General features: G+C 65.1%; 17 protein-coding genes and 2 pseudogenes. 5 read left to right on the top strand and 14 right to left on the bottom strand.

Annotation, left to right across the window (positions count from 1 at the left end):
- Nucleotides 1-136 precede the first annotated feature (136 nt).
- Nucleotides 137-826: pseudogene (locus EPN59_RS09320) on the bottom strand (transposase); the annotation flags it as partial.
- A gap of 188 nt (nucleotides 827-1,014) precedes the next feature.
- On the opposite strand from EPN59_RS09320, the gene EPN59_RS09315 reads away from it, so the two are divergent.
- Both EPN59_RS09315 and EPN59_RS09310 read left to right on the top strand, forming a co-directional pair.
- Nucleotides 1,015-1,773, top strand: coding sequence for an OmpW family outer membrane protein (locus EPN59_RS09315; protein ID WP_293033891.1), 759 nt, complete (start codon nucleotides 1,015-1,017; stop codon nucleotides 1,771-1,773).
- 334 nt (nucleotides 1,774-2,107) lie between these two features.
- Nucleotides 2,108-2,494: a DUF883 family protein gene (locus tag EPN59_RS09310; RefSeq protein WP_293033890.1), complete on the top strand. Its 387-nt coding sequence runs from the start codon at nucleotides 2,108-2,110 to the stop codon at nucleotides 2,492-2,494.
- A gap of 39 nt (nucleotides 2,495-2,533) precedes the next feature.
- Here EPN59_RS09310 and ugpQ read toward each other — a convergent pair whose 3' ends face one another.
- The 8 genes and pseudogenes from ugpQ to pilM all read right to left on the bottom strand — a co-directional run bounded on the left by ugpQ (nucleotide 2,534) and on the right by pilM (nucleotide 10,615).
- Nucleotides 2,534-3,280, bottom strand: a complete 747-nt coding sequence (gene ugpQ, locus EPN59_RS09305; RefSeq protein WP_293033889.1) for a glycerophosphodiester phosphodiesterase — start codon at nucleotides 3,278-3,280, stop codon at nucleotides 2,534-2,536.
- A gap of 96 nt (nucleotides 3,281-3,376) precedes the next feature.
- Nucleotides 3,377-4,504: pseudogene (locus tag EPN59_RS09300) on the bottom strand (deoxyguanosinetriphosphate triphosphohydrolase); the annotation flags it as partial.
- Between the two features lie 105 nt (nucleotides 4,505-4,609).
- Complete coding sequence (gene aroB, locus EPN59_RS09295; protein WP_293033888.1) at nucleotides 4,610-5,701, bottom strand: 3-dehydroquinate synthase; 1,092 nt, start codon at nucleotides 5,699-5,701, stop codon at nucleotides 4,610-4,612.
- A complete protein-coding gene (locus tag EPN59_RS09290; protein WP_293033887.1) occupies nucleotides 5,694-6,224 on the bottom strand; it encodes a shikimate kinase in 531 nt (176 codons plus the stop codon). Before EPN59_RS09290 ends, aroB begins: the two co-directional genes overlap by 8 nt.
- A 152-nt stretch (nucleotides 6,225-6,376) precedes the next feature.
- Entirely contained in the window at nucleotides 6,377-8,029 is a 1,653-nt protein-coding gene (pilQ, locus tag EPN59_RS09285; protein WP_293033920.1) for a type IV pilus secretin PilQ, read from the bottom strand.
- A gap of 14 nt (nucleotides 8,030-8,043) precedes the next feature.
- Nucleotides 8,044-8,964 carry a hypothetical protein gene (locus EPN59_RS09280; RefSeq protein ID WP_293045931.1) on the bottom strand — a complete coding sequence of 307 codons (921 nt, stop codon included), beginning with the start codon at nucleotides 8,962-8,964 and terminating at the stop codon, nucleotides 8,044-8,046.
- Nucleotides 8,961-9,458 (bottom strand): hypothetical protein, encoded by a 498-nt coding sequence (locus tag EPN59_RS09275; RefSeq protein WP_293045928.1) that lies wholly within the window; start codon nucleotides 9,456-9,458, stop codon nucleotides 8,961-8,963. The genes EPN59_RS09280 and EPN59_RS09275 overlap by 4 nt, the downstream gene beginning before the upstream one ends.
- A 158-nt stretch (nucleotides 9,459-9,616) precedes the next feature.
- On the bottom strand, nucleotides 9,617-10,615 hold the full coding sequence (gene pilM / locus EPN59_RS09270; protein ID WP_293033884.1) for a pilus assembly protein PilM: 999 nt from the start codon (nucleotides 10,613-10,615) through the stop codon (nucleotides 9,617-9,619).
- A gap of 249 nt (nucleotides 10,616-10,864) precedes the next feature.
- Here pilM and EPN59_RS09265 point away from each other — a divergent pair, with 249 nt between their 5' ends.
- A complete protein-coding gene (locus EPN59_RS09265; protein WP_293045925.1) occupies nucleotides 10,865-13,324 on the top strand; it encodes a penicillin-binding protein 1A in 2,460 nt (819 codons plus the stop codon).
- 108 nt (nucleotides 13,325-13,432) lie between these two features.
- Here EPN59_RS09265 and cyaY read toward each other — a convergent pair whose 3' ends face one another.
- Entirely contained in the window at nucleotides 13,433-13,750 is a 318-nt protein-coding gene (cyaY, locus tag EPN59_RS09260) for an iron donor protein CyaY (protein WP_293033882.1), read from the bottom strand.
- 35 nt (nucleotides 13,751-13,785) lie between these two features.
- On the opposite strand from cyaY, the gene EPN59_RS09255 reads away from it, so the two are divergent.
- Together EPN59_RS09255 and lysA are read left to right on the top strand one after the other, a co-directional pair.
- Nucleotides 13,786-14,133, top strand: a complete 348-nt coding sequence (locus EPN59_RS09255) for a lipoprotein (protein ID WP_293033881.1) — start codon at nucleotides 13,786-13,788, stop codon at nucleotides 14,131-14,133.
- Nucleotides 14,134-14,142: 9 nt separating this feature from the next.
- A complete protein-coding gene (gene lysA / locus EPN59_RS09250) occupies nucleotides 14,143-15,402 on the top strand; it encodes a diaminopimelate decarboxylase (RefSeq protein ID WP_293045922.1) in 1,260 nt (419 codons plus the stop codon).
- 148 nt (nucleotides 15,403-15,550) lie between these two features.
- Here lysA and msrQ read toward each other — a convergent pair whose 3' ends face one another.
- The 4 genes from msrQ to EPN59_RS09230 form a co-directional block, all read right to left on the bottom strand.
- Nucleotides 15,551-16,297, bottom strand: a complete 747-nt coding sequence (msrQ, locus tag EPN59_RS09245; RefSeq protein WP_293039515.1) for a protein-methionine-sulfoxide reductase heme-binding subunit MsrQ — start codon at nucleotides 16,295-16,297, stop codon at nucleotides 15,551-15,553.
- A 14-nt stretch (nucleotides 16,298-16,311) separates the two neighbouring features.
- Nucleotides 16,312-17,313 carry a protein-methionine-sulfoxide reductase catalytic subunit MsrP gene (gene msrP, locus EPN59_RS09240; protein WP_293039517.1) on the bottom strand — a complete coding sequence of 334 codons (1,002 nt, stop codon included), beginning with the start codon at nucleotides 17,311-17,313 and terminating at the stop codon, nucleotides 16,312-16,314.
- A gap of 185 nt (nucleotides 17,314-17,498) precedes the next feature.
- Complete coding sequence (gene ccsB, locus EPN59_RS09235) at nucleotides 17,499-18,737, bottom strand: c-type cytochrome biogenesis protein CcsB (RefSeq protein ID WP_293045920.1); 1,239 nt, start codon at nucleotides 18,735-18,737, stop codon at nucleotides 17,499-17,501.
- A 14-nt stretch (nucleotides 18,738-18,751) separates the two neighbouring features.
- Nucleotides 18,752-21,013 carry a cytochrome c biogenesis protein ResB gene (locus tag EPN59_RS09230; protein WP_293039521.1) on the bottom strand — a complete coding sequence of 754 codons (2,262 nt, stop codon included), beginning with the start codon at nucleotides 21,011-21,013 and terminating at the stop codon, nucleotides 18,752-18,754.
- Between the last annotated feature and the right edge of the window lie 109 nt (nucleotides 21,014-21,122).

The following is a 21,122-nucleotide window of genomic DNA, read 5'->3' as shown; positions in this document are numbered from 1 at the left end:
CGGCTTCACTGCCGGGGTGACCGCCCGATGCGCTCGAACCCGGACCGGTCGAAGACGGCACATGATGCGCCCCCGGCTGTCCAGGCTGCGGCGATGCCGCGGCGGCTGCCGGCGCGCCTGCGGCCGGCAGCGGCGCCTCGCGCACCTTGCGCGGCCGCCCGCGCGGCAGCGGCGACACACGCCGGTTCGCCGAGCGGGACGCCCATTCGCGATAGGTATCGCTGCCGAGCACCCAGCCCTTGAGGGTCGCCTGCATCAGCTGGGAGGTCTCGCGCTCGTCGAGCGTTTGTTCGCACAACTCTCGATAGGCGCGCTGACGCTCGAACGGCGTATTGCCGAGTGCCCAGTAGAGCCGGTGGTCGGTGATGAGGCTGTCGACGGTGAGCCCGATGTGATGCCGGTAGCTCGACCACCTGTAGTCCTCAGGGATCGCGACGAGGTGGTTGCGCACCGGCGCGAGTTCGACGACGCGGCTCGCCAGCAGGAAATAGCGCTCGCCTTCGATGACGGTCGCGCGGTAGCGGCCCTCCCACAACGTGCCGCGTCGCGCATAGCGCCGGTTGAAGTGCGCCACGTAGCGCCGCCCGACCGCCTGCATTGCCTTCGGCAGACTCGATTCGTCGGATGGAGTGACGAGCAGTTGCACCGCGCCGGGCATTAACACCCACGCGTGAACCGCCAGATGATGATCGCGCGCCGCCGCTTTCAGGCAGTCGATGAAAAGCTCGTAATCCTGTTCATCGACAAATGCAGGCTGTTGGTCGAGCCCGCGAAGGATCACGTGCTGCGGCTGATCAGGAACATAAAGACGTGCAAGCCGTGCCATGCTCGATTTTCCATTTGTCCGTTGGTGAATACCCGCAGACCCGCCAGGCCGCATGGGCGCTCGTCGCGCCGTGGTGCGGCTTCGGCGGAAACCTCGCGGCGCTTAGGGAGATGCTTCTAGTGGGCGCATATGGTCTGATGGAAGCCTTTTGTACATAATGTGCTGGCCTTTTATGGAGGAGAACCTAAATGAAATTAAAACAGGCGCTGGCAGGTGTCGCCGCGCTCGCCGCTGTATCGGCAGCACACGCTCAATCAGCTCACACGCTTTACGTCACGACCGGGTGGTTCCATTTCGCACCGCAGGACTCCAGTGACCCGCTCACAATCGACAGCGTTGGCGGCAGGCCCGTCAACTCACCCATTCCCGGCACCGGCGCCAGCGTCGGCAACGCCGACACGGCCGGAGTGAGCCTCGGCTACTTCATCACCGACAACATCGCCGCCGAAGCCGAACTCGGCATTCCGCCGAAATTCGACCTCTCCGGTTCCGGCTCGCTCTCCCCGCTCGGCAAGATCGGCGAGGCACGCATGTGGGCTCCGGCAGTGCTGCTCAAGTACTACTTCAACAAGGCCGACTCGAAGTTCCGTCCGTATCTCGGCGTCGGCGCCACGTACGTCTGGTTCACGGGCGACAGCATCACGAACCAGACCCTGACGCAAAACATCGGGTTGATCGGCACTCGTCCGCTTGCTCCGCTCGGGCTGGCAGGTCCGGGGGTTCAAACCAGCGTTTCGACAACGAATTCCTGGGCACCTGTCTTTAGCGCGGGCTTCAACTACAACTTCACGAAGCACTGGTTCGCGGGCTTCTCGCTGTCGTACATCCCGGTCAACGTCACCGCCAACCTCGACACCACCAACACCGCGGGCGTCCATGTCCGCTCCGAAGCCAAGATTCACCTGAACCCGATCGTTACCTACCTCAAGGTCGGTTACGCATTCTAGGCGCCGCTGCTTCAGCAGCCGCCTGATCCGCGAGCCCTCCGCCCCCGCACTTACGGCGCCCGGCGGAGGCGCCTCCGCCCTCCCGCCGGTTTGTCACCACAATCATGCAGGTTTTCTCTGATTCTATGCCTCTGAGAAAAACCGTGCTGTCCCCGTAATCACCAATTACACACTAAGCCGAAGAACGCTGTCTGCCGCGCGCACGCGACCAGACCGTATGAGCACGCTCGCGCGTCGGGTACAGGAATTGCGCAATACTTTCTAACTCCCGCGTCCAGTTTTTGCATGGACGCAGCCAGTCATTGACCCTGCGTTTTCAACAACGGAGCGATTCATGAGCGCATTCCCAAATACGCGAAATGCAATCGGGGAATCCTGGAGCAAGACGGGCCGTCACGCCCGCCGCATCGCACGTCGCAGCCGCAATGCGGCGGCCGACATCGCCGACGAACTGCGCGACCTGCTCGCCGAGCTGGAAACAACACTTGGCGAGGGCACCCAGGCCGATGCCGCAGCGCTGCGCGAGGATGTACGCAAGCGTCTCGATGCAGCGCGCGAACGCCTGGAAGTCGCGCGCACCGCGGCGCGCGAGCGGGCCGACGAAGCCCTCAGCCACGCCGATGACTACGTGCATCGCAATCCCTGGCAGTCGATTGCCATTGCGGGCGGCCTGGCGTTGATCGTGGGCGCGTTGATCGCGCGTGGCCGCCAGGACGGTTGACGGGTCGCCCGTTCGGACAATTCAGACGATTCAGACGATTCAATCGTCGAGCGCGTGCGGGCCGATCAGATCGATACGGTCCGTGCAGATCGTATCGACGCCCCAACGCGCGAGACACCGCGCACGCTCGAGGTCGTTCACCGTGTAGGCGAGGATGTACAGGCCCGCAGCCTTGATACGTGCAACGAGCGCTTCATCCAGATGCCGGTGGCTCGCGTGCAGCGAGACGCAACCCAGGTCGCGACACCGCTCGCGCCAGTCGCCCGGCACCTGCTCGAACAGCAGACCGCGCGGCAGGTCCGGCGCGGCGTCACGCGCAACCGCAAGCGCCTCGAACGAAAACGACGACAGCAAGGGCGGCGGCATCGCGCCCGCCCACAGCCGCGCGGCCTCTGCCGCTACGACACGTCCTGTCTCGACCTCGCGCCGCGGGCACGGCTTGATCTCGATATTCGCCGCGAGTCCCGCCTCGCGGCAGTACTCAGCAATCTGCGCGAGCGTCGGCATCCGCTCGCCCGCATATTCGGCACCGCGCCAGCCTCCGGCGTCGAGCGCCGACATTTCGGCATAGCCCAGCCGCGCTGCCGCGCCGTGCCCGTTCGTCGTGCGATCGACGGTGTCGTCATGCAGGAGGAAGACGATGTCGTCGGCGGAGAGTTTCGCGTCGAACTCGACCATCTTGTGCCCGAGTCGCGCGCCGGTGCGCATGGCGGCGAGCGTGTTCTCAGGCGCGAGCGCACCGCCGCCACGGTGCGCGCAAACGCGTGGATACGGCCAGGGTTTCATAGGATGGGCATCGCATGGGCTCCCGGATTTGACGACCGCGTCTGACGACCTCATCTGACAGCACCAGCGGCCAGCATCAATCGACATCGGAAGCCGTCAGACTTCCTCCGGGACGACGAAGAGCCGCCGATACTCCTTCAGCGCATACCGGTCGGTCATGCCGGCGATGTAATGCGCGATCAGGCGCGGCTGCGCCTCTGTTTCTGACGACTGGTAATCGGGCGGCAAGAGGCGCGGATCGTCGGAGAACGCTTCGAACAGCCCCTTCACCACGCGCTGCGCCTTGTTCGCCATGCGCATCACGCGATAGTGGCGATAGAGGTTTGCGTACAGGAAGCGCTTGAGCGCGGTTGCCTGCACCGCGACGCCCTCGCTGTGCGCGACGAGCGGCGGCGCGGCGCGCACCTCGTCGAGCGACTGCGGTGTGTATCTGGCCAGATTGCGGCTCGTCTGCTCGATGAGATCGACGATCAGCGTGTTGATCACGCGCCGCACGGTCTCGTGGATCAGACGGCGTCCCTCGATTTGCGGGTAGTCGCCGCGCGCGGCCTCGTAGTGCGTCTGCCAGAGCTCGACTTCGGCCAGTTGCTCGATCGTGATCAGGCCCGAGCGCAGACCGTCGTCGACGTCGTGATTGTTGTAGGCGACTTCGTCGGCAATGTTGGCGATCTGCGCCTCGATCGACGGCTGACGACCGTGCAGGAAACGCTCGCCGAGATCGCCGAGCCGCCGCGCATTCTCGCGCGAGCAGTGCTTGAGAATGCCCTCGCGCGTCTCGAAGCAGAGGTTCAGACCGTTGAACGCGCCGTAATGCTCTTCGAGTTCGTCGACGACAGCGAGGCTCTGCAGGTTGTGTTCGAAGCCGCCGTGGCCGCGCATGCATTCGTTGAGCGCGTCCTGCCCCGCATGGCCGAACGGCGTATGCCCGAGATCGTGGGCAAGCGAGATCGCCTCGACAAGATCCTCGTTCACGCGCAGGTTGCGCGCAATCGAACGGGCGATCTGTGCAACTTCGATGCTGTGCGTGAGCCGCGTGCGAAAGAGATCGCCCTCATGGTTCACGAACACCTGGGTCTTGTATTCGAGCCGCCGAAACGCCGTGGAATGAACGATGCGGTCGCGATCACGCTGGAACTCGCTGCGCGCGGCGGGCGGCGGCTCGGGATAGCGCCGTCCGCGCGACTGTGACGCGCGCGCTGCGTACGGCGCAAGGCCTGCCTCCAGCATGGCGACCCGCGACGCGTACGCGCTGTCCGCCGGGCCGTTTGAAGTGTCGTTGCGAGTGTCGCTCACCAGGGTTCTCCGCAAGAGTGGGCAGACCGGCGGCGCTCAGCCCACCGTCGTGGCAGCGAGTGTGGCCTGAACGGCTTCGTCCGGTGCGCGGGTGATCAGCGTGTCGCCGAACCGTTTCAGCAGGATGAACTTGATCGCGCCGCCCTCGGCCTTCTTGTCGACCTGCATCAGTTCGACATAACGCGCAGCGCCCAGCGCGGGCGCTCGCACGGGCAGCTTCGCCGCATCGATCACGCGCACGAGGCGCGCACGCGAAGCTTCGTCCAGATGACCGAGCCGCACCGACAGGTCCGCCGCCATCGCCATGCCGCAGCCGACGGCTTCGCCGTGCAGCCATTCGCCGTAGCCGAGGCCCGCCTCGATCGCATGGCCGAACGTATGGCCGAAATTGAGAATGGCGCGCAGGCCGCCCTCGCGCTCATCGGCGGCCACCACCGACGCCTTGATCTCGCACGAGCGCTTCACCGCGTGAACGAGCGCCTCTGGTTCGCACCGGTTCAGTGCATCGACATGGGTTTCGATCCACTCGAAGAATTCGGCATCGGCAATCGCGCCTGTCTTGATCACTTCGGCGATACCTGCCGCCAGCTCGCGCGCCGGGAGCGTACGCAGCGCGGCAATGTCGGCGATCACGGCCTGCGGCTGATAAAAGGCGCCGATCATGTTTTTGCCGAGCGGGTGATTGATCCCCGTCTTGCCGCCCACCGACGAATCGACCTGCGAAAGCAGCGTGGTCGGCACCTGGATGAACGGCACGCCGCGCATGTAGCACGCAGCGGCAAACCCGGTCATGTCGCCCGTCACGCCGCCGCCGAGCGCGATCAGCGTCGTCTTGCGGTCGGCGCGCGAGGTGAGGAGCGCGTCGAAGATCTGGTTGAGCGTCTCCCAGTTCTTGTGCGCCTCGCCATCGGGCAGCACGACGGTATGGACGTCCTTGCCGAGCGGCGCGAGCGCCGTGCGCAGCGCGTCGCCATACAGCGGATCGACGACGGTGTTCGTCACGATCGTCACCGACTTGCCTGCGATATGCGGCGCAAACAGCGCCGTCTGGCCGATCAGGCCGGCACCGATATGGATGGGGTAGGCGCGCTCGCCCAGTTCGACGTTGACAGTAATCATGCTAGCCATTATCGCTGACGCGCCCTGGGGGCGCCGGGATTCGGATGACGCCGGCCATGTCGAGCTGCATCAGCACCATGTTGACGAGCCCGTTGACGGAAGGCCGGCCGGTTTCGATCACGAAGTCGGCGATTTCGCGGTAAAGCGGATCGCGGACTTCATAGAGCGCTTCGAGCCGCGCTTTAGGATCTTCGGTCTGCAGGAGCGGGCGGTTCTTGTCGCGCCGCGTACGCAGCCACAGGTCGTGTGGATTGGCGCGCAGATAGACGACGAAGCCGCGTTCCTTGAGCGCCGCGCGGTTCTCGGGCCGCAGCACCGCGCCGCCTCCGGTCGCCAGTACGATGTCCTCGCGGGCAGTCAGTTCGTCGATCATCTGGGCTTCGCGCTCGCGAAAGCCCGCTTCGCCTTCCAGTTCGAAGATCACGGGAATGCGCGCACCGGTGCGTGCCTCGATCTCATGGTCCGAGTCGAAAAACGGACGCCCCAGCCGGCGCGCGACTGCCCGGCCCACGGTCGTCTTACCGGCACCCATGAGCCCGACAAAAAAAACATTGGCGTTTGCATCCCGCACTTGCTGCGTTTCCTCGATAGGGTTGGTGCCGCAGCTTACTGGCAAAGCTGCGGGGTTGTCGAGCCTGCGGCTCGTAACCGGGGCCGATTCGCCGGGGGTCAGTTCACCGGGTGTCAATCCGCTTCAATGACGCGCGGCGTAATGAACACCACAAGCTCGCTGCGCTGGCCGCGATGTGCACGGTGCGAAAAAAGCGCGCCCAGGATGGGTATTTTGCCCAGGAGCGGCACGCGCGTCACATCATCCCGGTCGCCGGTCGCATCGATCCCGCCAATCGACACCGTGCCGCCGTCCTCGATCTCGACTCGCGTCCGGACGTGTTTCGTGTTGATTGCGGGCCCCGCAGCAGTCTGCTCACCGACGCTGTCCTTCGCGACATCAAGGTCGAGGATAACGCGGCCGTCCGGCGTGATTCGCGGTTCGACCTCCAGTTTCAGACTTGCGCGGCGAAACTGCACGCCCGAGACGCCCTGCCCGACCTTCGCCTGATACGGCAACTCGGTGCCCTGCTCGACGACGGCGCGCGTGCGATCGGCGGTCACGACACGCGGACTCGACACGACTCGCCCGCGTCCCTCGGCTTCGAGGGCGCTCAACTGGATATCGAGCAGGCGTGTCGCGCGCGCCGCAAGCAGCGACAGGCCGAGTTGCGCGGCGTCGTAGCCCGCAAGCGGGCCTGCGGAAAGGTCGTAGGCCGTGCCGTCCTTCCCGCCGTGAACGCCGTGCGTGGCGGCCTGGGTGGCGGCCTGCGTGGTGGCCTGGATGGTGCCGTTCGCGCTGCCATCCGCGCTGCTGTCCGCCCTGGTCGGCGTCACGCCGAGGCGCACCCCCAGTTCGCGCGAGAGCCCCTCGTCGCCCTCGACGATGCGCGCTTCGATCAGCACCTGACGCGCGGGTGCGTCGAGCATCAGGATCAGTTCGGCGATCTGGTCGAGGCGCGCGGGCAGATCCGTCACGAACAGCAGGTTGGTGCGGGCATCGGCCACTGCCGCACCGCGTTTCGACAGCGCGCGCTGGGCGCCCGAGCCGGTCAGCAGGCGCCGCAGATCCTCGGCGCGTGCGTAGTGCAGCTCGAACGCGCGGCTCGCCAGCGGTTCGAGTTCTGCAGCCCGGGCGTGCGCCTCGAAGCGCTGCCGCTCGCGCGCGGCGAGTTCGGCGGCGGGCGCGACCCAGATCACGCCGCCAGCGCGTTCCATCGCGAGTCCGTTCGCCTTCAGCAGCAGATCGAACGCGGTGCGCCACGGCACGCGGTCCAGCCGCAGCGTTACCTGGCCGCGCACACGCTCGCTCGCGACGATATTGAGCTTCGTGAATGCCGCAAATGTATTCAGCACAGCGGAAAGCTCCGCGCGCTGAAAATTCAGCGTGATCGGGCGATCGGGCGGAAGACCGTCGTCTGTTTGCGCGGGATCGCCGAGCCGCAGCGGCGCGCGTAACGGCACAGGCGGGCCTTCGAGTTGCGTCGTCGCCTGGGCTGCGCCACTGTTTGCATCTGATGTGGCGGCGGGCGGAACCGCCTGTGAATTACGCGGCATTTCAGGTGCCTCGCTCAACCCGGCGGCAGACGGATTTTCACCGTCGCCCTCCGCGACAAACGGATTTGCGGTCCATCCCGACGCATCGCGAGAATCGGCCGGCGCAGGCAGCGGCGCAACGACGTAGCGTTCGACCGCCGCCCCCGCGTCCAGTGACGACACCAGCTGCGGAAGCGGGACGGCGGAAATCGCGTCAGCCGCAAAGCAAGCGCCACAGAACATCAACACCATTGCACGCACGGCCTTCACTTCGCCTCCCCGGCCCAGGTCAAGGTCTGACGCGTCCCACCCGAGGTGAGAACCACACGCGATGTCTCGATCCGTTCGACGCGAGCGCCCGCGAACATCTGCCCGACCTGTACGGCCTTTGTGCCCGACGCGGATTCGATGAGCGCGATACGGCCCGCGCGATCCTGAAGCACGCCGGTCAGGCGCAGCGCGCCGTTGCCCGTGCCATCGGCGACGCTGTTCGCAAACGGATCGAATGTCGCTCCGTCCGAAGCGCTGCCTGTTGTGCCTGTTGTGCCTGTTGTGCCTGTTGTGCCTGTTGTGCCTGTTGTGCCGGGTTGCACGGGCGGCAGACCGTCAAATACCTGCAATGTCGCGGCAACAGAAAGACGCTCGCCGTTGCGCTTGATGGTGAGTTCCCCCGGCACGACAAGCTCCGGCTGCACCGAGAGTCCGGCGAGAAACGCCCGCACTTGCGAAAAGCTTCCTTGCGCGACGAGTTTCATTGTCTGGAAGCTTTCCGCACCGGCGCCGCCCGAACCGGAAGGCTCAAGCGTTGACAGGGCCAGTCCGGCATTCGCGGTCAACCCGGAAACTCGCCTCACCTCGTCGGCTGCCGAGTTCTTGCGATTTCCATACGTCGCCCCCGATCCTGCTTGCCTGAGCGACTGAGTGAGCACCGGCAAGCGCGCAACGGCGCGTTGCGCGTCGGCCAGCGTATGTTCAGCCTCGTGCAGCGCGCTTCTTGCAGCCCGCACGCCCGCGAAATCCACGGCGACACAGGCGAAACCGGCGCTCAACGCCGCCATAAGCGCGAGCGCAGCCGCGACACCAGTGCGCCGCCGCACGCTCCACGCGTGCAAACGCATCCAGTCGCGCAGCGCCTCGAAGCCCGCGTACGCCGATAAGCCGTTGTGCATCATCAGCACGTCACTCATTCCGGATTCCTAACTTTCACTCGCGAGGTGCTTTCCGCTGATTGCGCCGGGGCGGCGGTGCCATGCCACGCGAGCCGGGTGATCACGCGAATCGGATCATCTTCGATGCTCGTCCGTGGCTTCGTATTCCCGGTCTGCTGCGTGCGCTTGAATTCACGCACGCTCACTGTTTCGACATCAGGCACCTGGCGCAGACGCTTGAGCCAATCGGCGATGACGTTCTCGCTGGCGAGTGCGGCATGCAGATGGGTTTCGCCGCCGCGATGCTCGATCTGGTGCAGCACGACGCCAGCCGTTCCCACACTTGCCAGCGCATCGAGCAGCGCAACCATGCGCGTCAGCGGCTTGCCGTGCTGTTCGGTCAGTTGCACGGCGGCCTGCTGCGCCGCGGCTTCGCTGGCGAGGCGCTGCGCTTCGGCATACGGCGCCCGCAATGGCGCCATCGACTGCTCGACGACAAGACGATGCGCTTCGGCGCGACTGCGCTGCCACATCTGCCAACCCACCAACGGAGCCGAAAAGGCGCACCCCAACATGACCGCCGCGCCCCACTCGATCATGCGACGGCGACGCAACCGCTGTATCTCGCGCCGTCGCCATGGCAGCAGATTGAAGCCGACGCGCGCGCTCGCCGTCCCCTTGCAAACTGGCTTCATTCGCTCACCCCGCGCAACGCAAGGCCGAATGCAACCGCGCACGATGGATCGTGCGCGAGGAGCATGGGCAGCGGCCGCTCGGAATCGGCGAGCGCAGCGCACTCGAACGGCAAGACCGGGCAGCCGAGTTCCTCGCCGATATCCGCAAGCGTGAAATGCACGCCGCGCAACATGCCGATATCGCCCGCCACGAGCGCGCAGCTCGCCTGTTCGCCCTGCGTGAGATCGCGCAACGCTTCGACAAGATCCGCGTGCTCCAGCGCGGGAAAGCGCATCTCGCGCACGATCGAATCGTCGACCATGGCCCAGCCGCGTATGCCCTCCGCGCCGATCCACAGCGCCAGATACCGCTCGTGCGGCTGCAACTCGAACCCGGCTGCGTAGCGCATCGCACGCAATGCCGCGTGCGCTTCGTCGTCCACGGCGGACAACGCGATGCCGGCCATGGCCGCGCATTCGATGCGTGCTTCCAGATGCGCACGCGCCCCCGCCGCGATCGTCACTTGCGTTCCGCCTTCGATCTCGCGAGCGGACGCGCTGCCCGGCTGCGTCACGCGCCAGTCGACCGCAAGTTCGTGCCGCTCGACGCCCGCCATGCGCTCGGCTTGCGCCAGCACGAGCGGTTCGAGTTCGGCATGGATTTGCGAAGCGTCGGCACTGCTCGCAGCCGGTGAGAGCCGCGCGAGCGGCATCGTGGCCATGAGCGTCGCGCTCGCCGGCAGCGCCATCGCGCAGCGCATCGGCACGCCCGCGCACTGGCGCGGCAACTCGCCGAACACACTGCGCAGCGCCTCGACCACTGCGGCCCGGTCGACGATCTCGACGCCTGCAATCGCTTCGCGCGGCAACGGCGCGCTGGCGAGACACTCGAGGCGTACCGGCGCCGCGCCGAACAGACGCCGGCTCAGCACCGCCAGCGTGACTCCGCGCGCCGCCACGTCGATACCTGCTGCAAAACGGCGCGCACCCAACAAAACCGGCTTCATGAGGCCCATCGCAATCCCTCTTTCGCGTTGCACGCCACGAACCATTCGAAAGCATGCGGTAAGGAACATTGTGCGAATCGGCGGCACGCGCGAATACTCGTCCGAACGGCCAAACCTCGGTTTGCGTCCTGTTCACACGCGAAAGCGGCGTCTACAGTGCAGATATGTGCTCTTCGCGTCCCGCACCGCCTGCGTAAGCATTTAGAAAGATTACCAGCCGGACAGCTATAATCGCGGGACTGTTTTTTCGGTGCCGGTATGCAAGAAACCTCGTCTTCGTCGTCCACGCCACCGCCGCCAAAGCGTCGGCGCCCATGGTGGGCGAAGCTGTTCATCGGCTTTGCCGGGTTGAGCGCGGCGGGCGCCGTCTGTATCGCGCTGGTGGCCGGTTACGCACTGATCTTCGCCCTCCCCAGGCTGCCGTCGCTCGACGCACTCACCGACTACCGGCCCAAGGTTCCCCTGCGCATCTACACGCGCGACCACGTGTTGATCGGCGAATTCGGCGCAGAGCGGCGCGACGTCGTCCACATCCAGGATGTGCCGGACAATCTTAAAAAGGCCGTGCTCGCGATCGAGGACGCCCGCTTCTACGATCACGGCGGCGTGGACCTCGCCGGTATTGCGCGCGCGGGCTTCGTTGCGCTCACCAACGGGCACGCCACGCAGGGCGCGAGCACGATCACGATGCAGGTCGCGCGCAATTTTTTCCTGACGACGGAAAAGACCTACACGCGCAAGATCTACGAGATGCTGCTCGCCTACAAGATCGAGACGAAGCTCTCGAAGGACCAGATCCTCGAGGTCTACATGAACCAGATCTACCTCGGGCAGCGCGCGTACGGCTTCGCGAGCGCGGCGCGCATCTATTTCGGCAAGAATCTGAAGGATCTCTCGCTCGCCGAGTGCGCGATGCTCGCCGGTCTGCCCAAAGCGCCGTCAGCCTACAACCCGGTCGTGAATCCGCGGCGTGCGAAGGTCCGCCAGAACTACATCCTCCAGCGCATGCTCGAACTGCGCTACATCACGCAGGCGCAGTACGACGAGGCGGCGAGGCAGCCGCTCGTCGTGAAGGGCACGAGCAAGGAATTCAGCGTCCACGCGGAATATGTCGCCGAAATGGTCCGGCAGCTGATGTACGCGCAGTACCGCGAAGAGGCCTACACGCGTGGACTGAACGTCGTCACCACCATCGACTCGGCCGACCAGGACGTCGCGTACCGCGCGCTGCGCAAGGGCCTGCTCGATTACGAGCGGCGCCACGGCTATCGCGGGCCCGAAGCATTCATCGAGCTGCCCGCCGATGCGGACGAGCGCGAACAGGCCATCGACGACGCCCTGCTCAATCACCCGGACAACGGCGAACTCGTCGCAGCGGTCGTGACTGCCGCGAGCCCGAAAGAGGTGCAGGTCACGTTCATCGACGGCAACGTCGCCACCCTTCACGGCGACGGCCTGCGTTTTGCGCAGTTCGCGCTCGGTGCGCGTGCGTCGGCCCGACAGCGCATCCGGCCAGGCGCGATCATCCGCGTGATGCACAACAGCAACGGCAACAGCAACAGCAACGGCGGCGACACGGGCGAATGGTCGATCACGCAGTTGCCGCAGATCGAAGGGGCATTCGTCTCGGTGGTGCCGCAAAGCGGGGCGATCCGCGCACTCGTCGGCGGCTTCGACTTCAACAAGAACAAGTTCAACCACGTCACGCAGGCGTGGCGTCAGCCGGGCTCGAGCTTCAAGCCGTTCATCTATTCGGCGTCGCTCGACAAGGGACTCGGACCGGCCACCGTCATCAACGATGCGCCGCTCTTCTTCAGTGCGGCGGAAACCGGCGGCCAGGCGTGGGAGCCGAAGAACTACGGCGGCGGCTTCGACGGTCCGATGACCATGCGCACCGCGCTTCAGAAGTCGAGAAACCTCGTGTCGATCCGTATCCTCAGCCACATCGGCACGAAGTACGCACAGCAGTACATCACGCATTTCGGCTTCGACGCAGATCGTCATCCCGCCTATCTGCCGATGGCGCTCGGCGCCGGTCTGGTCACGCCGCTGCAGATGGCGGCGGGCTATTCCGTCTTCGCCAATGGCGGCTATCGGATCAATCCGTATCTGATCGCCGAAGTCACGGACCAGCGCGGCATCGTGATCGCACAGGCGCAGCCGATCATCGCGCAGCAGAACGCGCCGCGCGCGATCGACCCGCGCAATGCGTACATCATGAACAGCCTGCTGACGAGCGTCGCGCAGCACGGCACGGGCGCGAAATCGAACGTCCTCAAGCGTACCGACCTCGCCGGCAAGACCGGCACGACGAACGATTCGCGCGACACGTGGTTCGCCGGCTACCAGCACACGCTCACGGCCATCGCCTGGCTCGGCTACGACAATCCGCGCAGCCTCGGCGACAAGGAAACGGGCGGCGGCCTCGCACTGCCGGTCTGGATCGACTACATGGCCCGCGCGCTCAAGGGCGTGCCGACTTACCAGATGCCGATGCCGGAAGGCGTCGTCACGCTAGGCGACGAGTTGTATTACGCCGATCTCACGCCGGGGAACGGGTTCGTGTCGACGGTGGGGATCAGTCAGGCCACGCTCGATACGGCGGCAAGCGGCGTGCCGGGCGAAGCCGCAGCCGCAAATGCGGCGGCGGCACCCGAGCCCGAGCAGGTCAATGCGGCGGAGAAGGAGGACATCATGAAGCTGTTCCGCGGGCACTGACTTGAGATTCGAGGCGCAAAATCCGCGACTCGATGCCCGTCTGCCCCGGGCACCAGCCGGGTGCCCATCGGGTGCCGCTCACGGCCAGTCAGTGCCGGTCAGGGCGGATCAGGGTGTAAAGCGAACCGGTTCGCCCGCCTGCTCGGTCGCGTAGGCCGAGAGCGCCGAAAAGAACTCCGAGTCCGAACGCGTGTCGCGCCATTCGCCGTCCCGGAAGCGGTAGTGAAAACCACCGGCTTTTGCTGCGATCCAGATCTCGCTCATCGGCGGTTGCAGGTTGACGATGATCTTGGTCCGGTTGTGGAATTCAAGCGTCAGAACATTGCCGCTGCGTTCGAGTTCGATATCGGCATCGGCCTCGTCGACGGCACGCTCCACCGCTGCCAGCACGGCTTCCGCCCGGCTCAGGTAGTCACTGTCGGTCATGCTAAACTCCACCGGTTATTCATTCAGGAACAATTATGCGTGTCATTTTCAGGATGCGCGCAGCGGCGCCTGGCGTTGCAACGCGCGGCGCAATTTTAGCTGTTTCGGCAGTTTTTGCTGCCGTTGCCCTTACCGGCTGTGGGCAGCGCGGCCCGCTCTACCTGCCCACCGTTCCGCCGCTTCCGGCCAAGCCCAGTTTCGAGACGCAGGACAGCGGACGCGCCGCGACTGCCGCTGCAACGGGTACATCCGGCGCAGAGGCCGAATCGATTCCCGACACGTCGGGCAATCCGCTCACGCTGTCTCCTGATACCGAACTCGGCACGACGCCGTCCGCGTCGGCAAGTCCGCCCGCGCCCGCCAGCGCCACGCCAAACCAATAAGATGCCCGTATGACCCAGCCCGCTTTTCACCGCATCGACGGCGCGCTCTACGTCGAAGACGTTCGCGCCAGCGATCTCGCCGAGCAGTTCGGCACGCCGCTCTACGTGTACTCGCGCGCGGCGCTCACCGCCGCATGGCACGCCTACGCCGACGCGTGCGCAGGCTGGCGCGCCTCGGTTCACGTCGCGGTCAAGGCGAACAGCAACCTCGCGGTGCTCAATCTGTTCGCGCGTCTCGGCGCGGGCTTCGACATCGTTTCGGGCGGCGAACTCGCCCGCGTGCTGGCTGCGGGCGGCAAAGCAGAGAACGTGGTGTTCTCGGGCGTCGGCAAGACCGCCGACGAAATGCGCATCGCGCTCGAAGCAGGCGTGAAGTGTTTCAACGTCGAATCGATTCCCGAACTCGACCGCCTGAACGCCGTGGCAGGCGCGCTCGGCAAGCAGGCGCCGGTTTCGCTGCGCGTGAACCCGGATGTGGATCCGAAAACGCACCCCTACATTTCCACGGGGCTGAAGGCGAACAAGTTCGGCGTTGCGTTCGAAGACGCGCGCGCCGCCTATCGCGCCGCCGCGGCGATGCCGCATCTCGCGGTGGTCGGCATCGACTGCCACATCGGCTCGCAGATCACCGAGATCGAGCCGTATCTCGACGCCATCGAAAAGCTGCTCGAACTCGTCGACCAGATCGAATCGGATGGCGTGAAGATTCATCATATCGACGTCGGCGGCGGCCTCGGCATCCGTTACGACGACGAGACGCCGCCCGAGATCGGCGCGTTCGTGCGCACGGTGCTCGATCGCATCGCAGCGCATGGCGGCCAGCGCGAAGTCTTCTTCGAGCCGGGCCGCTCGCTCGTGGGCAACGCGGGCCTGCTGCTCACGCGCGTCGAGTTCCTGAAGCCGGGTGCGGAAAAGAACTTCGCCATCGTCGACGCCGCGATGAACGACCTCGCGCGCCCCGCGATGTACGACGCGTATCACGCGATCGAACCGGTGGTCGAGCGCAGCACGCCCGCGCAGACCTATGACGTGGTCGGCCCTGTGTGCGAGAGCGGCGACTGGCTTGGCCGCGCGCGCACGCTCACGATCGAGCCGGGCGATCTGCTCGCGATCCGGTCGGCGGGCGCGTATGGCTTCGCGATGAGCTCGAACTACAACACGCGCCCGCGTGCGGCCGAGCTGATGGTCGACGGCACGCGCGTTCACGTCGCGCGTGCGCGAGAGACGGTCGCGCAACTCTTTGCAGGTGAAAACCTGCTGCCGGACTAAGGCTCGCGCGCGCAGACGCCGCCGCAAGCATCGGTACAACGCGCGGTACAACGCAGCACAGCGTGGTACTGCACGGGCACAGCGCCAAAACAAAGGCGACGCTTCTCTCGAAGCGTCGCCTTTTTTATTGCACCGCCAGCGGCAAGTTCTACGTCGTGCGCCCGCCGGCACGCAACTGATAGCGCGCCAGCAACCACGCACCGATCCGCCAGCCGAGCAGCACGATCATGATCGCCGCATAGAGCCTGGGCAGCGCGAGGTCGTGCTTGCCGGCCTTCATCCACCAGAAGTGCAGTATCGCGAGTACGCCGATCGCATAGATCAGGCGATGCAGCGTCTGCCAGCGCCGCCCGAGGCGTCGTGCCATCGCGCGCGGCGAGGTCGCGGCGAGCGGAAGGAGCAGCACGAACGCCGTAAAGCCGACGGTAATGAACGGCCGCTTGCCGACATCCTTGAAAATTTCCGCGACGTCGAACCACTTGTCGAACCAGATGTACGTGACGACGTGCAGCGACGCGTAGAAGAACGCATAGAGACCGAGCATGCGGCGAAAGCGGATCAGCGTCGGCCATCCGGTCAGCTTGCGCAGCGGCGTGACAGCCAGCGTGATGCACAGGAACACGAGCGTCCAGAGCCCGGTCGAGCGCGTGATGAACTCGATCGGATTCGCACCGAGCTGCCCGGTCACGCCGAAGACGACGAGGCGCGCGAGCGGATACCACGCGGCCACGAAGACGACGATCTTCGCCCAGGCAAGCCAGCGCGGCCCGGTTACGGCAGCCGTCGCGGCGTCGCGCTTCAGCGCCGCGCGTGCAATCACGCCTGAACTCGCGCTCGAACTCGCGGGGCGCGGCACGACGCCGGATGGCGTCGTCGTTTCCATCGGTTGCTCCATCGCGGCCTCGCGCCCTAGAAGTTCTTGCGCAGATCCATGCCCTGGTACATCGACGCAACCAGTTCACCGTAACCATTGAACATCAGCGTCTTGCGCTTGGGCGTGAAAAAGCCGTCCTCGCCGATGCGCCGCTCCGTCGCCTGGCTCCAGCGCGGGTGATCGACGCTCGGGTTCACGTTCGAGTAGAAGCCGTATTCGTTCGGCGCGTAGGTGTTCCAGCTGGTCTTTGGCTGTGCCTCGACGAAGCGGATCTTGACGAGCGACTTGGCGCTCTTGAAGCCGTATTTCCAGGGCACGACCACACGCACGGGCGCACCGTTCTGGTTCGGCAGCACCTGCCCGTAGACGCCGACCGTGAGCAGCGTCAGCGGATTCATCGCCTCGTCCATGCGCAAACCTTCGGAGTACGGCCAATCGAGGATCGGATCGGCGAGACCGGGCATCTGCGAACGATCGTCGAGCGTGATGAACTGCACGTAGCGCGCGTTGCCGGTGGGCTGCGCGCGGCGGATCAGTTCGGAAAGCGGTACGCCGATCCACGGAATGACCATCGACCAGCCCTCCACGCAGCGGTGCCGGTACACGCGCTCTTCGAGCGGTGCGAGCTTGAGAATCTCGTCGATGTCGTACACCTTCGGGTTCTTCACCTCGCCCTCGACGCTCACCCGCCACGGACGCGGCCGCAGCGTGTGCGCATGCTCGGAGGGATCGCTCTTGTCGGTGCCGAACTCGTAGAAGTTGTTGTACGTGGTGATGTCCTTGAACGGCGTCACCTTGTCGAGCGCGACGAACTTCGTGCCGGTTTTCGCGGCGAGTTTCAGCGCCTTCGGATCGGGGGACGCGTATTCGGCGAACGCATTCTGTGCGCCGAAGGTGCCCGCCACGCCGCCGAGCGCCATTGCCCCGGCCGCCTGCAATACGCGCCGACGCTGTTCGAAGATCCGCTGGGGGGTGATTTCGCTGGCGGCGATGTTGTCGCCGTTGAGGATGATCCTGCTGCTGCGCCTCGTCCACATGATGCCGCTCCGATCAAGAACAGAAGTTGGACCTGCACCCGCCGCACTGCGTTCAGATGGCAAAAGCGGCGAATTCAGGTCCTCACCGGAACAAACACGCACGGCACCCGAATCTTCCCGCCAGACGAAAAAAAACCGCCGGTGCAAAGCATCCGACGGTTAGTTCGTCCTGAGGGCCGCGAAAGTTACAGCTTGCCGTAACTATGCAGACCCGAAAGGAACATGTTCACGCCAAGGAACGCGAAGCTCGTCACCAGCAAGCCCGTGAGCGCCCACCAGGCGGCCACGCCGCCGCGCAGCCCCTTCATGAGCCGCATGTGCAGCCAGGCCGCGTAGTTGAGCCAGACGATCAACGTCCAGGTTTCCTTCGGGTCCCAGCTCCAGTAGCCGCCCCAGGCCTGCGCGGCCCACAGCGCGCCGAGGATTGTCGCGATCGTGAAGAACGCAAAGCCGACGGCGATCGACTTGTACATGACGTCGTCGAGCACGTCGAGCGCGGGCAGACGGTCCGCCAGCATGCCGCGTTCCTTCAGGATGTACGCGACGCCGACCATCGCCGACAGCGCAAAGCTGCCATAACCGATGAAGTTCGCCGGAACGTGGATCTTCATCCACCAGCTCTGCAGCGCGGGCACGAGCGGCTCGATCTGCTGGGCGTCGCGCGAGACCGAGTACCACATGAGGAAGCCGATCGCCGCGCTGACCACGAGCAGCACGAACGCGCCGAGCGCGCGCGTGTTGTAGTGCTTTTCGTAATACAGATAGAAGAGCGCCGTGATCAGGCAGAACAGCACGAAGACTTCGTAGAGGTTCGAGACGGGAATGTGGCCGACGTCCGCGCCGATCAGGTACGACTCGTACCAGCGAACCATCAATCCGGTGAAGCCCATCAGCACCGCCACCCACGTGAGCCGCATGCCGATTGCACCGCCCGTCTCCGAGCGCGCGAGCAGTCCGACCCAGTAGAAGAACGTCGCGAAGACGAACAGCGCGCTCATCCACAGAATGGCCGACTGGCTCGACAGCAGGTACTTGAGGAAGAACGTGGATTCGGCGCGCGCGAGGTTGCCCTGATAGATCTGGATCGCGACGATCGACAGCACCGCGATCGAAGCCATCAGCAGACGCGACGGCTTCCAGCGCCAGCCGAGCACGACAAGCGCCGGCACGGTGCAGCCCAGCACCAGCTTGTCGTAGTAATGCATGTACGCGTGGTAATGCGAGAACGCGAAGACCGCGCCAGCCGCGAGCGCGAGCGCGAACAGCCAGTCCACCAGCGTCAGCCGGCGCAGGAACGGGCGTTCGTCGAAGAGCGCGAATTGAAGGGAATCGTGCGCATTCATAGCGCCGCGCACAGTGTCCGCATTCGACGCACGGCTGGCACGCCGTGCGTTTGCGGAAGAGGAAACCTGACTCAAATCCATGAAGCGTTCCGCTATTAATCGTGTGTAACCGTGGACCGTGACGCCTGGTCCGACCCGCTTTCGCCGTCCCGTTTTCCTTCCGTACCATCGTGGCCTGCCGGTTGGGACCCCAGCACGCGGCCTACCGCGTCACGGGTACGGGCAAACTCCTTTTCGAAGTCGAGGGTCCGGCGTGCGGTCGACATCGCCATGGTCACACTCACGCCGCGACCATTGTTGTCCGCGCTGTTGTCCGCGCTGTTGTCCTTAAGCCAGAACCACATCCGTCGCTCGCGCACGTAGAACATGCAGAAGATGCCGGTCACGAGCAACAAGCTGCCAAGATACACGACTTTCTTGCCCGGTGCGCGAGTCAACTGGAATACCGACGCCTGCACCTGCTTGAAGGAATCGAGCTGGAGCAAAACCGGCGCACCGTAGAAGAAGCTGTCCGAAACGGCATTGATCGAATCCTGCACGAAGCGCCCGGACGTCGCGTCGGGCTTGAGATCCGGCTCGCCCGCTCGCTCGCGCGCGAGCTGCCAGAGATCCCACGTCAGGCCGTTCAGCATGCGCAGCATCGTGTCCGCCGCCTTTTCCTGCTGATCCTTCGGCACCGACTTGTCGATGAGCGCCGCCACCGCCTGGAAGCCGCCCGCGTCCTCCGGCCTGGCTGCATTCACGCCCGGCTGACCGTTGCCCGCAAACAGGGTCAGCACACGCAGCGAGCTTTCTTCCAGACGCTGTTGCAGTTCCTTGTTCGCATTGGGAACCGCACGTGCGGCAAAACGCTGCGCCGCTTGTTCGCGCAACGCGGGATCCGCGAAGGCCGCGCGCAGCAGCATCCACTCCTTGATCGTGCCGCCGCTGTCGGCCGGAATACGCAGGTAACGGAACGGTTCCTCGGGACTCGTGCGCACGCCCGCGAGGAACACGCGCGAACCGGCAACCTCGACGGGCATCATGTAGCTGTCGTACTCGCGTGCCTGGCCATCCTTGTCGCGCACCTTGTACTGCACCGAAGGCCCGATGTTCTGCAGATCCTTCGGCTTCGAGGTCTTCGCGCCCGAGCCGAGGCGCTCGTCGAAGGCCTGCTCGATCGACGTGTGCGCGACGCCGCGTGCGTCGTTCGCGCCGTTGGCGTTCGTCATGTTCTCGACGTTGATCGCGCGAAAATCGGCGAATTCGATGCTCTGCCCGTTCATGCCCGGCACCGTGTCGCCCGCCGGAGCGAGCAACGGCGCCGAATAGCCGATCGTGCCGCCGAACGGGAAGCTCTTCGCGCTCGCGCCGGACATCGGCCACGCGGTCATCTGCATATGCGAGCCGCCGTCCTGGAAGCTCGACTGGTAGATCGACACGCCGTCGTACTCGAACGGCGCATTCACCTCGACGCGCGCCGACATGCGCTTGCCCGTCTTGTGGTCGATCACGACGATGTCGCTCGCGAAGAGCTTCGGCATGCCGGTCGAGTAGTAATCGACGCGGAACTTGTTCAGCTGGATCGAGAAAGGCAGATCCTGGACCAGCATCCCGTTAGGCTGATTGAGGATGGCCGTCGATACGTTCTGGCCTTCGGGCACCCACGCATTGCCGCGGAAGGTCGGATTCGACGCCGAAAGCCGATGCTCGGGCGCGATGTCCCTGATGACGGCGTCGGTGCGGATCGGCGTCTTGTTGAAGAGCCACATCTGGAATTTGATCGGCAGGTTGCTGTCGAGCAGCCCGCCGAGACAGATCACCACGATCGCGAGGTGAGCGAAGATATAGCCGACCTTCGTGAGCGCGCCGCGCTTGGCGGCGATGAGCGTCGCGCCCTCCGTCTCGCGCGTGACGAACCGGTAGCCGAGGCGCTGCGTGAGCTTGCCGAGCACTGCGGCCGTCTGCGCGCGCGTGGCGCCCGCGTGCACGAATTCGCCCTTGTGGTGGAACGCGTGCAGGCTGGCTTCGCGGACCTTGTCCTTCCAGCTCCTCGCGTCGGCGATCATCTTCGGCGCGTTGCGAATCACGCAGAGCGAGATCGACACGACGAGAAAACCGAGGATCGTCATGAACCACCAGGCGCTGTAGACCGTATAGAGGCTCAGCGACCGGAAGATGTCGGCCCAGAACGGGCCGAACTGGTTCACGTAATTGGGATACGGATCGTCCTGGGTGAGGACGGTGCCGATGACGCTCGCAATCGCAAGCACGACTAGCAGCGCAATGGCAAAACGCATCGAACTGAGCAGTTCGATGGCGTTCCTGAACGCCTTCTGGCGTACGTTCGACTGCAGACCCGACGGGGTGACGCTCATTCCAACTCCACATCAAACGGCAACTCGATCGTCACCGGACAGCAAAAAGGGGGCAGCGCTGCAACACCTGCGGCGCCCTCCCCCTTCTTGTTCTTCGACTGGTGGCGCA

Origin of the sequence: Paraburkholderia sp. (assembly GCF_004298475.1) — a bacterium.
GTDB classification, from domain to species: Bacteria; Pseudomonadota; Gammaproteobacteria; order Burkholderiales; family Burkholderiaceae; genus Paraburkholderia; species Paraburkholderia denitrificans.
This window is presented reverse-complemented; position numbering and strand designations above follow the sequence as displayed.

Coding starts and splice junctions, on each gene's coding strand:
- ugpQ (WP_293033889.1), bottom strand. CDS start 3,280: ATGAAACCCTGGCCGTATCCACGCGTTTGCGCGCACCGTGGCGGCGGT.
- pilQ (WP_293033920.1), bottom strand. CDS start 8,029: ATGGTGTTGATGTTCTGTGGCGCTTGCTTTGCGGCTGACGCGATTTCC.
- EPN59_RS09275 (WP_293045928.1), bottom strand. CDS start 9,458: ATGTGGCAGCGCAGTCGCGCCGAAGCGCATCGTCTTGTCGTCGAGCAG.
- EPN59_RS09230 (WP_293039521.1), bottom strand. CDS start 21,013: ATGAGCGTCACCCCGTCGGGTCTGCAGTCGAACGTACGCCAGAAGGCG.
- EPN59_RS09315 (WP_293033891.1), top strand. CDS start 1,015: ATGAAATTAAAACAGGCGCTGGCAGGTGTCGCCGCGCTCGCCGCTGTA.
- msrP (WP_293039517.1), bottom strand. CDS start 17,313: ATGTGGACGAGGCGCAGCAGCAGGATCATCCTCAACGGCGACAACATC.
- EPN59_RS09310 (WP_293033890.1), top strand. CDS start 2,108: ATGAGCGCATTCCCAAATACGCGAAATGCAATCGGGGAATCCTGGAGC.
- pilM (WP_293033884.1), bottom strand. CDS start 10,615: ATGGGCCTCATGAAGCCGGTTTTGTTGGGTGCGCGCCGTTTTGCAGCA.
- lysA (WP_293045922.1), top strand. CDS start 14,143: ATGACCCAGCCCGCTTTTCACCGCATCGACGGCGCGCTCTACGTCGAA.
- msrQ (WP_293039515.1), bottom strand. CDS start 16,297: ATGGAGCAACCGATGGAAACGACGACGCCATCCGGCGTCGTGCCGCGC.
- EPN59_RS09255 (WP_293033881.1), top strand. CDS start 13,786: ATGCGTGTCATTTTCAGGATGCGCGCAGCGGCGCCTGGCGTTGCAACG.
- EPN59_RS09280 (WP_293045931.1), bottom strand. CDS start 8,964: ATGAGTGACGTGCTGATGATGCACAACGGCTTATCGGCGTACGCGGGC.
- aroB (WP_293033888.1), bottom strand. CDS start 5,701: ATGGCTAGCATGATTACTGTCAACGTCGAACTGGGCGAGCGCGCCTAC.
- EPN59_RS09290 (WP_293033887.1), bottom strand. CDS start 6,224: ATGGGTGCCGGTAAGACGACCGTGGGCCGGGCAGTCGCGCGCCGGCTG.
- ccsB (WP_293045920.1), bottom strand. CDS start 18,737: ATGGATTTGAGTCAGGTTTCCTCTTCCGCAAACGCACGGCGTGCCAGC.
- cyaY (WP_293033882.1), bottom strand. CDS start 13,750: ATGACCGACAGTGACTACCTGAGCCGGGCGGAAGCCGTGCTGGCAGCG.
- EPN59_RS09265 (WP_293045925.1), top strand. CDS start 10,865: ATGCAAGAAACCTCGTCTTCGTCGTCCACGCCACCGCCGCCAAAGCGT.